This is a genomic window from Streptomyces sp. NPDC088197, from assembly GCF_044741185.1.
Classification (GTDB): Bacteria; Actinomycetota; Actinomycetes; order Streptomycetales; family Streptomycetaceae; genus Actinacidiphila.
In genome coordinates this window covers 122297-137629 of record NZ_JBIUSD010000012.1, presented here as the reverse complement: position 1 = coordinate 137629, position 15333 = coordinate 122297, and the positions used below count along the sequence as shown (strand labels likewise).

Genomic DNA, 15333 nt, shown 5'->3' with positions numbered 1-15333 from the left:
GGCGGTGTCACCAGCGCACCGGCAGCCGCTCGGGACCCCGGATGAGCAGGCCGCCGCGCCATTCGAGCCCGGCCGGGTCCGCGTCGAGCGCCAGGCCGGGGAAGCGGTCCAGCAGGCCGCGCAGCGCGATCCTGGCCTCCAGGCGGGCCAGCGGCGCGCCCAGGCAGTAGTGGATGCCGTGCCCGAAGGCGATGTGGCCCCGGGCGTCGCGGCGGATGTCGAAGCGGTCGGGGTCGGGGAAGCGCGCGGGGTCGCGGTCGGCGTCGGCGAGCGCGACCAGCACCAGGCGCCCGTCACCGGGGATCACCGTGCCGCCCACCTCGACCGGAGCGGTCGAGAAGCGGTAGGTGGGCGTCTCCACCGGGCCGTCGTAGCGCAGGATCTCCTCGACCGCGCCCTCCATCAGACCTTCCGGGTCGGCGCGCAGCGCGGCGAGCTGCTCGGGGTGGGTGAGCAGGGCCAGGACCCCGTTGGAGATCAGGTTGACCGTGGTCTCGTGGCCCGCGACCAGCAGCACCCAGGCCATGCCCAGCAGCTCCTCGGCGTTGAGCCGATCGCCGTCCTCGTCCGCGGTGTGGATCAGGGCGCTCATCAGATCGTCGCCCGGCCGCTCGCGCTTGTCGGCGACCAGGCGGACGAGGAAGTCGTTCATCGCGTCCGCCGCGTCCGCCCTGGCCCGCGCCGACGAGGTGGACAGCGCGATGTTCGACCAGGTCCTGAACTGCTCGCGGTCCATGAAGGGCACGCCGAGCAGATCGCAGATGACCGAGATCGGCAGCGGGAAGGCCAGCGACTCCACCAGGTCGCCGCGGCGCGAGGGCTCCTTCGCCATCGCGTCCAGCATGCCGTCCGCGAGCGCCTGGACCCGCGGCGCCATCGCGTCCACCCGGCGGGGGGTGAACTCCCGCGCCACCAGCTTGCGCAGCCTGCTGTGCACCGGCGGATCGGTACTGAGCATGGACAGGCCGGACGCCACCGTCCGCACGCCCAGTTCCGGCGCCGCGTTGGACCACACCTTCGACAGCCGGGCGTCGTTGAGGAGCGCGCGGCCCGCCTCGTACCCGACGACCAGCCACGCCTCGTGGCCCTCGGGGATCACCACCCGGTGGACCGGCCCCCGCGCGCGCAGCTCCGCGTAGACCGGATACGGGTCGCGTCTGAACTCCTCGCCGAGCGCGCCGAGATCGACGACGGCGTCCGTGGTCATACGTGTCCTCCCCGGGGGACAGCGGCCGGGAGTCCGGCCGGAGGCTGGGCAGCGTGCCGAGGGGACGCTACGGCGTCACGGGCCGTCGCACCGCGTGTTCGGGGCTTCCCGCCGGGAGATCGGCGCGATCCCGCCCCTGGCACCGGCGCGCGCCTCATCCGTATCCCGCGTATCTTCCCGCCCCACCGCTGTCCAGGATCAGCCGATACGTCTGTGACGTAGGCTTTTGTCATGGGCTCGGGCTGCGGGACAGCGCCGTGCCGAACCGAAAGTGGGCCGGAATGGACGTCGTGTACGCAGGGGGGCCGAACGTATCCGGCCGCCTGCTCGCTCGCGTCGCGCGTGTCGTGCCCTCCGCCGTGCTGGTCGGAGCGGGCTCCGCCATCGTCGGCACCGCCCCCGACGGTCACTTCGGGCTGGCCCTGGCGGTCGTGCCCTTTCTGGCCGCCGCGGTGCACTCGGTCACCGTCACCGCCGTCCTCGGCGCCCTCACCGTCGCGATGTACGCCTCGCTGCGGCACTGGCTGACCGAGGGCACCGACCTGTGGCTGGTCAAGCTGGCGTTCCTCGCCGCCTCCGCCGTGGTCGCCGTCCTGATCAGCCAGGCCAGGGTCAGGGCGCAGCAGCTCACCCGCAGCCGCGACATCGCCCTGGGGCTCCAGCAGGGCCTGCTGCCGCACAAGGTGCCGCGCAACAGCGCCGTGGACGCCAGCTACCGCTACGTGCCCGCCGACACCGCGGCGGGCGTCGGCGGCGACTGGTTCGACGTGATCCCGCTGTCCGGCACCCGGGTCGCGCTCGTCATGGGGGACGTGGTGGGCCACGGCATCCACGCCGCGGCGATGATGGGGCGGCTGCGTACCGCCGTGCACACCCTCGCCGACCTCGACCTCGCGCCCGACGAACTGCTCTCCCGCATGGACGACCTGGCGGTACGCCTCGCCGACGACGACGCGGACCGCGAGCTGGGCGCCACCTGCCTGTACATGGTCTACGACCCCATCTCGCGGCAGTGCACGGTGGCCAGCGCGGGCCACACCCCGCCCGCGTTCGTCCACCCGGACGGCCGGGTGGAATTCCAGCGGCTAGCGGAGAATCCGCCGCTCGGCGTCGGCGGCACGCCCTTCGAGAGCAGTACCCTCACCCTCGACGAGGGCACGGTCGTGGCGCTCTACACCGACGGCCTGCTCGACCTGCGCCACCAGGGCACCGACGCGGCCGTCGCCGCCCTCGCGCGGGCCCTGCTGCCCGCCACCGACAGCCTCGACGCGCTGTGCGACCGCGTCTGGTCGGGGCTGCCCGCGGAACACGACGACGACGTGGCGCTGCTGCTGGCCCGCACCAGGACCCTGGACGGCGCGAACGTCGCGAGCTGGGAGTACCCCGCGCTCCCGGAGAGCGTCCCGGCCGCCCGCGCCGCGGTCATGGCCCGGCTGGAGGAGTGGGGCCTGTCCGACCACGCCTTCGCCACCGAACTGGTGGTCAGCGAACTGCTCACCAACGCCGTCACCCACGCCCGCGGCCCGGTCTCGCTCCGGCTGATCAGGGACGCGGGGCTCATCTGCGAGGTCTCCGACGGCAGCGACACCTCGCCGCACATGCGGCACGCCCAACTCCTGGACGAGGGCGGCCGCGGCCTCTACCTCATCGGGCAGCTCGCCGACCGCTGGGGGACGCGCTACAGCGAGGACGGCAAGACGATCTGGGTCGAGCAGCACGTCCCGGCCCTGAGCGGGGCCTGAACGGGCAGCGCCCCCCGTCGGCGGGAGCCGACGGGGGGCGCTGCGATCTCACGAACCGGTGCGGTCTACCAGCTCGTCAGACCGGCACCGTAGGGGTAGAGCGGATTCCCGTACGTCGTCGGCACCGTCTGACCGGCGTCGATCTTCGCCCGGATGTCGGCCCGCTCGGCCGCGGTGGCACCGAGGTCGTAGGGCAGGTCCCACGCCTCGTTGGCGTCCGCCTGATTGTCGCCGCCACCGGGCTTGAGCACCTGGTCGAGGCTTCTGGGCAGCTGCCAGGGCAGCTTGCCGCGCGGGGTGTAGTCGCCGAAGAGCAGGCTGGCCGTCGCCGGTCCGACCTCCTCACCGCCGCGGTAGGTCACCACGATGGCGTCGGCCAGGTTGTTCCAGTCGCTCATGACGATGGGTCGGGGCAGGGTCAGCACGACCACCACCGGAATTCCCTGGTTCTTGAAATTCTGGATGAGGGCGAGCTGGTCCGCCGGGAGATACGGCTGGGTGTCGGGCCACGAGGTGGCGTGGGTGTACGACGGTTCGCCGACCGCCACGACCGCGAGCTTCGGGGCCGGTCCGGTGTCCTGGTAGACGTTGACACCGGCCGTCGCCGCTCTCGCCTTGATCGCGTCGAGCACGGTCAGCGAGCCGTAGTCCGGGTGGAAGTAGCTGGACCAGATGCAGCACGCGGCGCCGTCGGTCGCCCGCGGACCCGCGACCACGATGTTGTCACCGGAGTTGAGCCTGATCGGCAGCACACCGTTGTTCTTCAGCAGCGTGTTGGACTCCCGCGACGCCTGGTTGGCCAGCGCCGTGTAGCTCGGCTGGTGGAAGCGGTACGGGCCGTTGACCGGGTCGCCGTACGGGTGGTCGAAGATGCCCAGCTCGAACTTGAGCTTCAGGATGCGCGTGACCGCGTCGTTGATCCGGGCCAGCGGCACGCTGTTCTCGAAGCTCGCCATGGTGAAGTCGGCAGCGCCCGGGTCGGCGCCGCCCATCACGTCGGAGCCCGCGTTGGCCGCGTTGATCCAGGCCGTCGACGGCAGCCAGTCCGTGGTGATCAGACCGGTGTAGCCGAGATTCTGCCGCAGGTAGGTGAGGATCTTCGCGCTGTCGCCCGCGCCGGGACCGCCCGGGTCGAGATACGAACTGCCCGCGTAGCCGGGCATGATGTTGACCGCGCCCGCCTCCATCGCGGCCTTGAACGGGATCATGTGGTACTTGATCGTGACCCCGTCGTAGACGATGCCGGCCTCGCCGCCCGCGCCCTCACCGGGCCAGTGCTTGACGGTGGCGAGCACCGAGCCGGGGTTCAGCTCCGGGCCGCCCTGCAAACCGGCCACCAGCGCCCGCAGTTGGGCCGCCGCCACATCGGCGTTCTCGCCGCCGCCCTCCTGGATCCGCGGGTACAGCACCTTCGTGCCGACCTCGGCCAGCGGGGACAGCGTGCCGCGCGCGCCGACCTCCAGCTCCTCCTTGCGCTGCATGTCGCCGAGCTTGTAGTCGAGTGGATAGTCCTTGCCCGCCGCCAGGGTGCTCTGCAACGGATACGTGGTCTGGTAACCGGCGGTGGTGTCACCGGCCGAGACCGGCGGGATGCCCAGCCGGGTGGCAGCGGTGGACTTCAGGACGTTGTCCAGGTCGGCGGGTTGCGCCGGTCCGAAGTGCCAGCCGGACATCGGGTACGACTGGACGTTGTAGAACATCTGGAACGCCTTCTCCTCCAGCGTCATCCGCCCGAGGAGATCACCGACCCGCGTGTCGACCGGCAGCCGCCAGTCCTCGTACGGCTCGATGGAGCCGTCCTTGTTGAGGTCCCGCGCGCCGTTGATGATGCTGATGCCGTCGGCCGCCTGCTTGACGTCGGGCAGATAGACGCTGAACGTGCGGATGTTGGACGTGGTCTTCGCGCCCGAACCGCTGACCGAGACGACGAACCACTTGTACGTCCAGCGGTCGGTGATGTCCCAACTCGGCGTGTAGGTGGTGCCGGTGGGCTCGGCGACCTTGGTGTAGAGGTCGAGCAGATTGCCCGACGCGGTGAAGTCGTAGTCGGTGCGGCTGATGTTGAGCCACACCTCGTAGTGCGCGGCGCCGCCGACGGCCGCCCAGCTCAGCGCGGGACGCCGGGTGTTGGTGACCATGGCCTTGTCGGCCGGTGCGGACAGCGCGAACTGGTTGAGCGTGGCCGGGGCCTTGGTGGGCGCCGAGAGCAGCGGCGGGGTCGCGGTGGAGTTGTCCACCGTGCCGTAGACCTGGAACTCCCAGAGCGAGTAGCCGTATCCGGTGGCGCGGGCCGTGCCGGTCAGCCGGACGTAGCGGCCCTGGCCGGTGACGGGCAGCCGCTCGATGCCGCCGGGGCCGTTGGCCGTGGTGTAGATCGGCGTCCACGCCGTGCCGTTGTCCGAGACGTCGATGTGGTAGCCCTTGCCGTACGCCGACTCCCAGTTGAGCACGATGCCGCTGATCTTGCCGATGTTGCCGAGGTCGACCTGGATCCACTCGTTGTCCGTGGAGAGGCTGGACCAGCGGGTGGTGGTACGGCCGTCGAGAGCGGCGGCCGGGGCGTTGCCGCCCTCGTACGACGAGGCCGACACCTGCTTGTAGGCGGAGATCACCGTGCCGGAGAAGTCACCGCCGCCGCCGTTGGTGGGCGGGGTGGTGGTGCCCCCGGTGCCGCCGCCGGTCCCGCCGCCCCCGGTGGTGTACACCTGGAACTCCCAGAGGGAGTAGCCGTATCCGGTGGCGCGCGCGGTGCCGTTCATCCGGACGTAGCGCCCGGTGCCGCTGACCGTGAGGTTCTGGGTGCCGCCGGTGCCGGTGGTGGTGGAGTAGACGTCGGTCCAGGTGGTGCCGTTGTCCGAGACCTGGATCTTGAAGGCGGTCGCGTAGGCCGCCTCCCAGGTGAGACCGACCTTGCAGACCGCCTGCGAGGAGCCGAGGTCGACCTGGAGCCACTGCGGGTCACCGGCCGCGCTGGACCAGCGGGTGCCCGCGTTGCCGTCGACGGCCGCGGAGGCGGGGGTGCCCGCGCTCTCCGTGGAGGACGCCGTGGCCGGGTGGTTGAGCGCGGCGTTGGCGGTGCCGCAGGTGCCGCCCGCGGCTCCGGTCGAGCCGTAGACCTGGAACTCCCAGAGGGAGTAGCCGTATCCGGTGGCGCGCGCGGTGCCGTACATCCGGACATAGCGCCCGGAAGCGTTTACGGAAAGGGTCTGCTTTCCGCCGGGTCCCGTCGTGGTCGAGTAGGCGTCGGTCCAGGTCGTGCCGGTGTCGGAGACCTGGATCTTGAAGGCCGTGGCGTACGCGGTCTCCCAGTTGAGGCTGACCGAGCTGATGGTCGCCGACGCGCCGAGGTCGACCTGGAGCCACTGCGGGTCACCGGCCGCGCTGGACCAGCGGGTGCCGACGTCGCCGTCGACGGCGGCCGAGGCGGGGGTGCCCGCGTTCTCGGTCGAGGAGGCGGTGGCGGTCTTGCCCTGGGACAGCAGGGTGTCGGCCGCGTGCGCGGTACCGGTCGTGGTGCCGATGGCACCGCCGGTCGCCAGGGCCGCCGCGAGGGCGACGGCCACCAGCGGTCTGCGCCGTCTGACGGACCTCAGAAATGTGGACAGGAGGCTCATGTGCATCTCCACGTGGGGGTGTGATGACTCTGATCACCGTGGAGGCCGTCGCCGGACGGGCGACGGGCGGCAGGCGGCGGCATCCACGGTGGCGGCTGCGAATTGCTCCGGACTCGTCGCACAATGGCCGGAGATGACGGCGGAGAGCGCTCTCCGTGGGAGTCTCTTGCAACGCCTGAACAGTGTCAATCCCCGTGACAGCGCCGGAGCCAACGCCCGTATGGATAACGGTTTTTGGGGTCGGAGTCGGCCTGTTTTCCGGATCGCGGCGGGTCCGGTTCAGCGGACGGCGGGGTGGTTCGCGAGCTGTCCGAGGATCAACTCGGCCAGCAGGTCCGGACGTTGCTCCGGCAGCCAGTGCGTGCCGCCGACGAGCGGGTGGAAGGCGTAAGGTCCCGCCGCCCAGCGTTCGGTCAGCCACGCCGACCGCGCGCTGATCACGGCGTCCGCCGTTCCCCACACGAACAGCGTGGGAACCGACACCGGCGCGGCCCGCAGCCCGCGGGCCGCCTCGCGGGGGAGCGCCCGGTACCAGCCGAGCGCGCCGGTCAGCGCGGCCCGGTCGGTCACGAACCGCCGCGCGTACCCGAGGGCCGTCGCCTCCTCCAGGCCGAGCCGGCGCAGCCAGCGCGCTCCGGTGTGCCCGCGGTCGTGGGTGATCACCGCCTCGGGCAGCCAGGGGAGTTGGAAGAAGAGCAGATACCAGGAGAGCAGGGCCTGACGGCTGGTCAGCAGCGACCGGCCCAGGGCGGCCGGGTGCGGCATCGACACGGCGGTCAGTGACGCGACCCGGTCCGGCGCCCGCTCGGCGAGCGCCCAGGCCACACTGCCTCCCCAGTCGTGCCCGACGACATGCGCGCGCTCCAGGCCCGCCGCGTCCAGCAGGCCGAGGACGTCCTCGACCAGCAGCGGCAGCCGGTAGTCGCGCGCCCGGCGCGGGCGGGCGCCGGGGGCGTACCCGCGCTGGAGCGGGGCGAGCGTCCGTACACCCGCCGCGCCCAGCGCCCGCGCGACCCGCGTCCAGCACGCCGGGCCCGCGGGGAAGCCGTGCAGCAGCACCACCGGCTCGCCGTCGCGCGGCCCCGCGTCGCCGACCGGGAACTCCCAGCCGCCGGAGCGGAACGACCTCATCGGCGCCGCCCGCCGACGGACCGGTCGGCGGCCCCGACGAGGGGCAGGCGGACCGCGGTGCTCCAGGCGGGCGCAGGGGCGGTGTCCGCCGCCGCGTGCAGCCGGGGTCCGGCCTTGGCGAGGAAGGAGGTCATCGGCGTCACCGAGTGGTCCTCGATCAGGTCGCCGAGCACGGCGTCGGCCCGCGCGAGCCGGTCGGCGTACACCGGGTCGCGCAGCAGCGGGCCGAACACGTCGAGCCACTGGCCGAGGCCGAGCAGGTCGATGCCCGGCGGACGCCACAGCGTGGGCATCGTTAGCCGCGCGGTCCTGCGCGCGCCCGGCTCCTCCAGCAGGATCAGCGCGCAATTGCGGTAGAACTTCATGTGGTGCGACTCCTGGCGCGCGATCGCCTTCAGCAGATCGTCGAGTGCCGGATCTCCCACCAATTCGCCGATCCGCCGGTAGGTCGTCAGCGCGATGTACTCCTGCATCGCGCCCAGAACGCAGTACATCGCCTGGATGTGCGGCATGAGCAGACCGGCCGCGTACAGCGTCGGCCAGGTCACCAGTGCGCGGATGTGACGGGTGTTGCGACGCACCGCCGACGGTTTCCTCGGAGTGCCGAGCGCCGAAGCCGCGGCGCGCAGCGCGTAACCGTGCTCGGCCTCCTCCGCCAGCCACAGGATGTTGAACTGCGCGAGCGCGTTCGCCCGGTCGCCCCGGATCGCGTGCACCTTTCTGCGCATCAGCGCGGAATCGGTCTCGACGGCCGCGAGCGCGTACAGCATCGAGGCGAAGGTGTCGTTCCCGGTACGGCGGACGGCCGCGACTCGCGAGCGCCATTGCACCGGTCCCCAGGTGAGCGCGTAGGCGTCGAAGACTTCCTGGAGCTGGTTTTCCTGGTCTTTGCGCATGAATCCCCCAGACGGATGTGGAGCGGGCTGTTCGGTGCGACCGAGTCCGTGCGAAGTGACGTCGAGCCGGTGCCAAGTGACGGCGGGCCGAGGAGAGGTGACGGCTGGTCAGTACCAGACGAGGAAGAGGGAGTAGACGCCACCGGCGGTGGCGAGGAGATTCGCGGCGGCCAGCACGATGTCGCGCGGCCGGTTGAAGGGAAAGGACCGGATGTCGCGGACGCGGGCCAGGCGCCCGCTCAGCGCCTCGCACTCGGTGAAGTAGCGGCCCGCCGCCAGCAGAGCGGCGCGGTCGGCCTCCAGCCGCCGCAGCGCGATCCGCAGCCGGGCCTCCTCCCGCCGCTTGAATCCCCGGACCCAGCGCCGGGTGAGCAGCAGCGGCAGCCCGGTGTAGACGGGCAGCGCGAGCAGCCACTGGCCGACCACCGGGATCAGCACCACGACGCTGCACGGGAACGGCAGCGAGATGCCCACCGCGATCAGGGCGAAGCCGTGCAGGGCCATCGAGGTGTAGGTCGGCACCAGGACGGCGCGGGCGCGGCCCCAGCCGAAACTGCCGTCGGCGTTGGCCGGGTCGACGCCGTAGTGCAGGTCGCCGCGGAGCCGCCACAGGCACAGCAGTACGCGGCTGCCCGCGCAGTTCATGACCGCGATCCAGTAGACGCCCGCGGTGCCCACCGTGAGGTAGACGATGGCGCCGACCGGCGAGGTCTGCCAGCTCGCCCACCAGTTGGCGTACGCGGCCCTGCCCCAGGCGTGCGCCTGTCCGGCGGGCGCCAGCGCGTAGTAGATGCCCAGGCGTTTCTCGCTGAGCGAGATGACGAAGACGCAGACGAACGAACCGACGATCATGATCGGCGCCAGATTCCTTATTCGGCGAAATCGCAGATTGGTCCGGTCGATCTCGGCGTGGATCCGCGCCCGCGCGGCGGCGTTCGCCGGGACGGTGAGCGATCCGTCGCGTTCCATTCCCGGCAGCAGGTTCTCAAAGGCGGACCACTGCCGCTGAACGAGGGCCGGGGTGATCAGCAGGATGACGATCGCGCTCAGCGAGAGCAGGTCGCGCAGGAGCGGAAACCGATTTCCCGCCGACGCGTGCCGTCGGCAGTCCGGCCGGTCGAACCTGAGGAATTGGGCCAGGTCGGAACAGAGCTGCCCGCCCAGGTGCGGCATGGTCACCGCGCCGTACAGACCGGAGAACTCGAAGAGCAGGACGATGGTCACGACGGGAATTCCGCAGAGCCAGAGCCACCGGCGAGGGCTCGCGTTGATCCGTGACAGCAGAATGGGTTCCGCGGTGAAGATGTCGAATGTCTTTCCGGCAAGAGCCAGGCTGGTAGCCATGGGCGTCCCTGTCTCGGGTGGTGCGTGGCGCTTGTTGCGTGTTCCTGTGCGAAATTCCGTGCCGAATTGTCGGGTGAGGCGCTGTGCGCACAGCGTGTTCCGGGCGCGCGCCCCCTTTGTGCGCCCCGGCGATCCGGCTCGCCCTCCCGCGACTGGCCGGATTATGGCGACAGTACGGTCGGCCGGGTCTAATGTGACTGCGCGTTGCGCGGGCCGGGGGGCACTGCAATAAATACGCGACGCGTAGGGATCACCGGGGTGGCGATGGCGAACAGCACGCGTGGGCGGCCGTACGGATCGGTCGGACGGCGGCGGTCGGCCGTCCCCGCGCGTGCCCCGCTGCCGACGACCCAGGACCGCGCCGCGTGGCTGCTGCGGGTCAACCGGCTCTACGGCCGCGAACCGCGCTGGGCGAAGGGCGACTCCTTCGCCCGCTCCTTCCACGGCGGCTCCTGGCCCGCGCAGGTGAGCGTCAGCTCCATCTCCCGCTGGGAGACCGGCGTGACGAGGGTCGGCCATTCCGCGGTCCGCCGCTACGAGCAGTTACTCGGTCTGCCGCCGGGCCAGTTGACCGCCACCATCGACATCCTCCACCGGTACGCGGCCCCGTCCGCCGGAGCCGTACCGCTGCTGGCCCGCGCGCCGGGCGATCTCGGCGCGGCGGAACGGCGGGTCGACACCCTCCTGGACCGCGCCCTGGACGACGCGCCGGTCACCGGGGCCGATTGGGACGAGTTGACCGTGCTGCTCGTCCTCCACCCCCAACTGCGGCTGCGCTCACGGGACTGGACGGCCCTGGCCGAACGTCTGCTCACCGAGTCGCTGGTCTCCGACGGCCTGGCCTGGCAGCAGCGGCACGAGGCGCTGAACCGGGTACTCGGCCACCCCTCGGGTCAGGTGGCGGCGGTCTCGGCGTGCATCGCCTGGGCGGCGGACGCCCACAACCAGGTCTTCCTCGAACCGGTCTGCCTCCTGGACTCCAGCGCGCACCCGGACGCGGCCTCGGGCGTGCTCGCCCAACTGGCCAGGCCCACCAACGACAGCGCCTTCCTCGGCGCGCTGCTGGCCTGCGTCCGCAAGGTCCGGCTCCAGCACTTCGACCGGCCGCAGTCGGCCGTGCTCGCCCGGCTGGTCAAGCAGGTGGCGTACGACGCCGACGGGCGCCAGGCGGAGGAACGCGCGCTCGCCGCGGTCGTGTCGCGCATGCTGGACGGCGCGCCGCCGTCGCTCCCGGCCCGCACCCGTACCGGTGCCGGGGAGCGGTACGGCTCCGACATCGCCGCCCGCGTCACCGCCTCCGCCCTGTCGGCCGTCTCCCGCGAGATCCCGCGCTTCACGGACCCGCTGCTGCCCCTGCTGGTCCGCGAGATGCTGCTGCACCCGGTCTTCGACATGCGCCTGTACGCGGCCATGATGGTCGCGGCCACCCCCTACCGGGCGCCGGTGGCCGCCGCGATGTCGTACGAGCTGTCCCGGCTGGCCGTCGCCCGCGATGTCACGCTCGCCGGGCGGCTGCTCGAAGCCCTGCGGATCGTCGGGGGTACGGCGGAACGGCCGCTGGTCCAGCGGCTGGCGCTCGCTCCCACCCTGCCGGAGGCGGTGGTCAGGGCCGCCACGTCGGCGCTCGCGCACATGGGCGGGGTCAGCCCGCGGTCCTTCTGGGAGAACGCGCTGGCGCTGGCCCCCGCCGCCGGCGGCGCCTCCCGCCCGGCCGGTGGGCGCGCGGCCTCCGCCGCCGTCTACGGGCTCGGCATCAGCGGCGAGACCGATCTCCTGCGGCGCGTCTCCGGCGACCTGCGCATCCCCTCCAAGACCCGCGCCGCGGCGTCCTGGTGGCTGCGGCTGCCGTCGCGGGTCAGGGCCGGCGGCGCCGCGAAGCGGGCGTGACCGCCGCCGCGACGGACGGCCGCCGCCGGGAACGGGGTTCCCGGCGGCGGCCGTTGGGGGACGGGAGCGGAAGCGTGGCCCCTGCCCGTGTGCTCAGCCCTTGCTGGAGCCCAGCGACAGACCGGCGATGAACTGCTTCTGGAGCAGGATGTAGACCACCAGCGTCGGCACCGCCGCGATCATCGCGGCGGCGGCGATGAGATTCTGGTTGGAGACGAACTGCCCCTGGAGATTGGCCAGTGCCGAGGTGACCGGGCGTTTGTCGCCCGACGACATCAAGGTGATGGCCCAGAAGAAGTCGTTGTAGATCCAGGTCGTCAGCAGCGTCGCCAGCGCCGCGAGCGCCGGACGGCACAGCGGCAGGGTGAGCTTCCAGTACCGGGTCCACAGCCCCGCGCCGTCGACCAGCGCGGCCTCGTACATCTCGTCGGGGATCGACTTCATGTAGTTGCTCAGCACGAAGACGCAGAAGCCCAGTTGGAAGGCCACGTTGATGACGATGAGGCCGAAGACCGAGTTGTACATCAGGCCGCTGCCGCTGAGGAAGCCGGGCAGCGAGATCTTCAGGTAGATCCGGTACAGCGGGGTGATGATGACCTGCTGGGGGAGCAGGTTGCCCGCCGTGAAGAGGATCAGCAGCGCGATGTTGAGCTTGACGTTGACCCGGGTCAGCACGAAGGCCACACCGGACGCCAGCGCCAGCACGACGATCACCGCCGGAACGGTGATGAGCACCGAGTTCCAGAAGAAGTGCTTCATGTCCGACTGGGTCCACGCGTCGGTGAAGTTCTTGAACGTCAGGTGGTGCGGCAGCGAGACATAGCCGTACTTGCGGGTGTCGGAGTACGGGCGGACGGCCACGTACAGCGCGAAGGCGATCGGCAGCAGCCAGAGGACCGAGGCGCAGATCAGGAAGACCTGAGAGGCGATCTGGCCCCAGGGGCGCGGCTTCCCGGGGCCCGGGGGCCGCGCGGCGGGTTCGGTGTGCAGCCGCGGCAGGGTATCGGTGGTCATCGCGATTCCTCACGGCTGAACGTCTGGTACAGGAAGACGCTGATCGGCACCAGCGAGATCACCAGCAGCACCACGCCCAGCGCGGAGCCGAAGCCGACCCGTTGGGTCTCCCCGACGATGTTGGAGGTGACCAGGACCGAGAGCAGCTCCAGGCCGTTGATGCCCTTGTTGGTGATGTACACCAGGTCGAAGGCGCGCAACGACTCGATGACGGTGACCACCATGATGACGATGTTGATCGGACGCATCACGGGGAAGATCACCCGCCAGAAGGTCTGCCAGGCGTTGGCGCCGTCGACCAGGGCCGCTTCGCGCAGCGTCGGGTCCACGGCCTTGAGCCCGGCCAGGTACAGCACCATGACGTATCCGGCCTGCCGCCAGGTGGCCTCGACCAGGACCGACCACAGGTTCAGGTGTGGATTGCCGAGCCAGTCGATGGCGTTGTCGTTGCCGTTGCGCCCGATGACGGTGTTGATCAGCCCGAAGTTCTGCGAGTACATGAACTCCCAGATGATGCCGACCAGCGCCAGGGAGAGCATCACGGGCAGGAAGAGGATGCTCTGGTACATCCGGCTGCCCCGGATGCCGCGGTCGATGAGGACGGCGAAGAGCATGCCCAGCGGTGTGGCGATCAGGACGAAGACGGCCAGCCAGATCAGATTGTGCCGGACGGCGGGCCAGAACTCCGGGTAGATCGTGGCGGCCTGGTGGTAGTTCTGGACGCCGTACACACAGCCGTTGTTGAGGATCGACGGCAGATTCGGCTGGCAGGTCTTGGTGTGCAGACTGCCGACGCCGTTCCACTTGGTGAACGACAGCAGCACCGTGCCGAGCGCCGGGAACCAGACGAAGACCAGGTCGAGCAGGAGCGGTATGCCCAGCAGGAGCGCGACGACCACGCGGTCGCGCGCACTCAGCCTGCGTATGCCCCGGCGGCGGCGGACCTTCGGCGTGGCCGTGGTTTCCGCCGCCGCCGGGGCGGGCGTCTGGGTGGAACTCATCAGGAGTAGATCGCCTTCGCCTGGGCCTCGGCGCTCTTCTGGAGGCCGGCGATGTTGCCCGTGCTCGGGTCGTCGATGAACTTCTGGATGATCGAGATCATCGCGGTGGCCATCGCCGGGTCGGCGTCGCGGTCCATGAACTGCGCCACCGCCTTGCACTTGGCGATCTCGGCGACCGACTTCTTCTGGATCGCGTTGTACGTCGGCACCTGGAGGCCGGTGGCCAGGCCGACGTCCCACTGGTCGGTCTTGAGGAAGTCCGACTCGGCCTGCCCGGTGCCGATGTACTCCAGGATCGCCTTGGCCGCGTCGGGGTTCTTGGCCTTCTTGCTGAGCATGAAGCCGTCGGTCGGCGCGTCCATGTAGTCCTGGCCGTACGACGGGTTGATCGCGGGGAAGGTGAAGAAGTCCAGGTCGGCGAGGTCGGCCTTGTCCGAGACGTACTGCGCGGCCACCTGGTTGGTGCCCTGGAACATCATCCCGGCCTTCTTGGTCTCCAGCGTCTTGGCCGCGTCCTGCCAGATCCGCCCGTTGGCGCCGGTCTGCGTGTACGGCAGGATCTCGGCCCAGTGCTGGAAGACCGTGTGCACGCCCTGGTCGGTCCACGGGATCTCGTGCTTCATCAACTTGGTGTGGTAGTCGTACCCGTTGATCCGCATGTTCAGGATGTCGAAGGTGCCGAGGGCGGGCCAGCCGTCCTTGTCGCCGAAGGCGATCGGGATGATGCCGTCGCCCTTCATCTTCTTGGCCAGCGCCACGTAGGCGTCCCAGGTGGTGGGCACGGAGTAGCCCTTGGCCGCGAACTGGCTCTTGTTGTAGAAGACCACCCACGGGTAGTTGTACAGCGGCACCAGGTACTGGTGGCCGTCGAGGCCGGTGGAGAGCTTCTTGGCCGCGTCGCCGAAGTTGCCGCCGATCTTGTCCCACACGTCGTCCAGCGGCTGGGCCAGGCCCTGCGCGGCGAAGTACTGCATGCGGTAGCCCGCGAACCAGGTGAACAGGTCGTCCGGGGTGCCCTGGAGATAGCTGGTGATGTTCTCCTGGAACGTGTTGTGGTCGACCGTGTTGATCTTGACCTGCGCCTTGGTGCTCGCGGCGGCGGCGGTGGTGAGGGCCGCGAAGGCGGCCTTCGGCGCGGAGTCGGAGTAGTTGGACCCGAAGGTCACCGTGCCGCCGACCTTGCCGCCGGATGCGCTGGGGCTGCTCTTGTCCTTGGAGTCCTTGGAGTCGCTGCCGCAGGCCGTCAGCAGGCCGCCGGAGACGACGGCGAGACCGGCCGCGCCCGCGACGCCTCTGAGCACGTTTCTGCGCGACGGCGACGTACCGCTGTCCAGGCCGCTTCCCGCTGTGCTGCTTCCCGTTGATTCGACGTCCGACATGGTGCCTCCATGTGTGTGTGGCCGTTCCGGGTGCGGTAGGCGAGCGATGGCGGAGTGGACGTTTCTGGAGGGCCTGTAGCCTATCGATTTCCAACAGAAGTCACCAAGATGAAACGCC

General features: G+C 70.6%; 10 protein-coding genes. 2 read left to right on the top strand and 8 right to left on the bottom strand.

The features are described from left to right. Positions 1-7 precede the first annotated feature (7 nt). Positions 8-1207 carry a cytochrome P450 gene (locus ACIOC1_RS26195; RefSeq protein ID WP_401856531.1) on the bottom strand — a complete coding sequence of 400 codons (1200 nt, stop codon included), beginning with the start codon at positions 1205-1207 and terminating at the stop codon, positions 8-10. A gap of 281 nt (positions 1208-1488) precedes the next feature. Between ACIOC1_RS26195 and ACIOC1_RS26190 the strand changes: the two genes are divergently transcribed. Next, entirely contained in the window at positions 1489-2949 is a 1461-nt protein-coding gene (locus ACIOC1_RS26190; protein WP_401856530.1) for a SpoIIE family protein phosphatase, read from the top strand. Positions 2950-3014: 65 nt separating this feature from the next. On the opposite strand, the gene ACIOC1_RS26185 is transcribed toward ACIOC1_RS26190, so the two are convergent. From ACIOC1_RS26185 to ACIOC1_RS26170, 4 genes are all read right to left on the bottom strand, one after another. Then, entirely contained in the window at positions 3015-6563 is a 3549-nt protein-coding gene (locus tag ACIOC1_RS26185) for a discoidin domain-containing protein (RefSeq protein ID WP_401856529.1), read from the bottom strand. A gap of 279 nt (positions 6564-6842) precedes the next feature. After that, on the bottom strand, positions 6843-7694 hold the full coding sequence (locus tag ACIOC1_RS26180) for an alpha/beta fold hydrolase (RefSeq protein ID WP_401856528.1): 852 nt from the start codon (positions 7692-7694) through the stop codon (positions 6843-6845). After that, on the bottom strand, positions 7691-8590 hold the full coding sequence (locus ACIOC1_RS26175; RefSeq protein WP_401856527.1) for an acyl-ACP desaturase: 900 nt from the start codon (positions 8588-8590) through the stop codon (positions 7691-7693). The genes ACIOC1_RS26180 and ACIOC1_RS26175 overlap by 4 nt, the downstream gene beginning before the upstream one ends. 108 nt (positions 8591-8698) lie before the next feature. Next, positions 8699-9934 (bottom strand): hypothetical protein, encoded by a 1236-nt coding sequence (locus tag ACIOC1_RS26170; protein ID WP_391045830.1) that lies wholly within the window; start codon positions 9932-9934, stop codon positions 8699-8701. Between the two features lie 264 nt (positions 9935-10198). Between ACIOC1_RS26170 and ACIOC1_RS26165 the strand changes: the two genes are divergently transcribed. After that, positions 10199-11821 carry an XRE family transcriptional regulator gene (locus ACIOC1_RS26165; protein ID WP_401856526.1) on the top strand — a complete coding sequence of 541 codons (1623 nt, stop codon included), beginning with the start codon at positions 10199-10201 and terminating at the stop codon, positions 11819-11821. 93 nt (positions 11822-11914) lie between these two features. Here ACIOC1_RS26165 and ACIOC1_RS26160 read toward each other — a convergent pair whose 3' ends face one another. Genes ACIOC1_RS26160 through ACIOC1_RS26150 form a run of 3 tightly spaced genes read right to left on the bottom strand, consistent with a single transcriptional unit; the run spans position 11915 to position 15137 of the window. Beyond that, positions 11915-12835 carry an ABC transporter permease subunit gene (locus tag ACIOC1_RS26160; RefSeq protein WP_391045826.1) on the bottom strand — a complete coding sequence of 307 codons (921 nt, stop codon included), beginning with the start codon at positions 12833-12835 and terminating at the stop codon, positions 11915-11917. Then, positions 12832-13836: a carbohydrate ABC transporter permease gene (locus tag ACIOC1_RS26155; RefSeq protein ID WP_401856525.1), complete on the bottom strand. Its 1005-nt coding sequence runs from the start codon at positions 13834-13836 to the stop codon at positions 12832-12834. Before ACIOC1_RS26155 ends, ACIOC1_RS26160 begins: the two co-directional genes overlap by 4 nt. Further along, positions 13836-15137 carry an extracellular solute-binding protein gene (locus ACIOC1_RS26150; RefSeq protein ID WP_391163272.1) on the bottom strand — a complete coding sequence of 434 codons (1302 nt, stop codon included), beginning with the start codon at positions 15135-15137 and terminating at the stop codon, positions 13836-13838. The genes ACIOC1_RS26155 and ACIOC1_RS26150 overlap by 1 nt, the downstream gene beginning before the upstream one ends. Positions 15138-15333 lie beyond the last annotated feature (196 nt).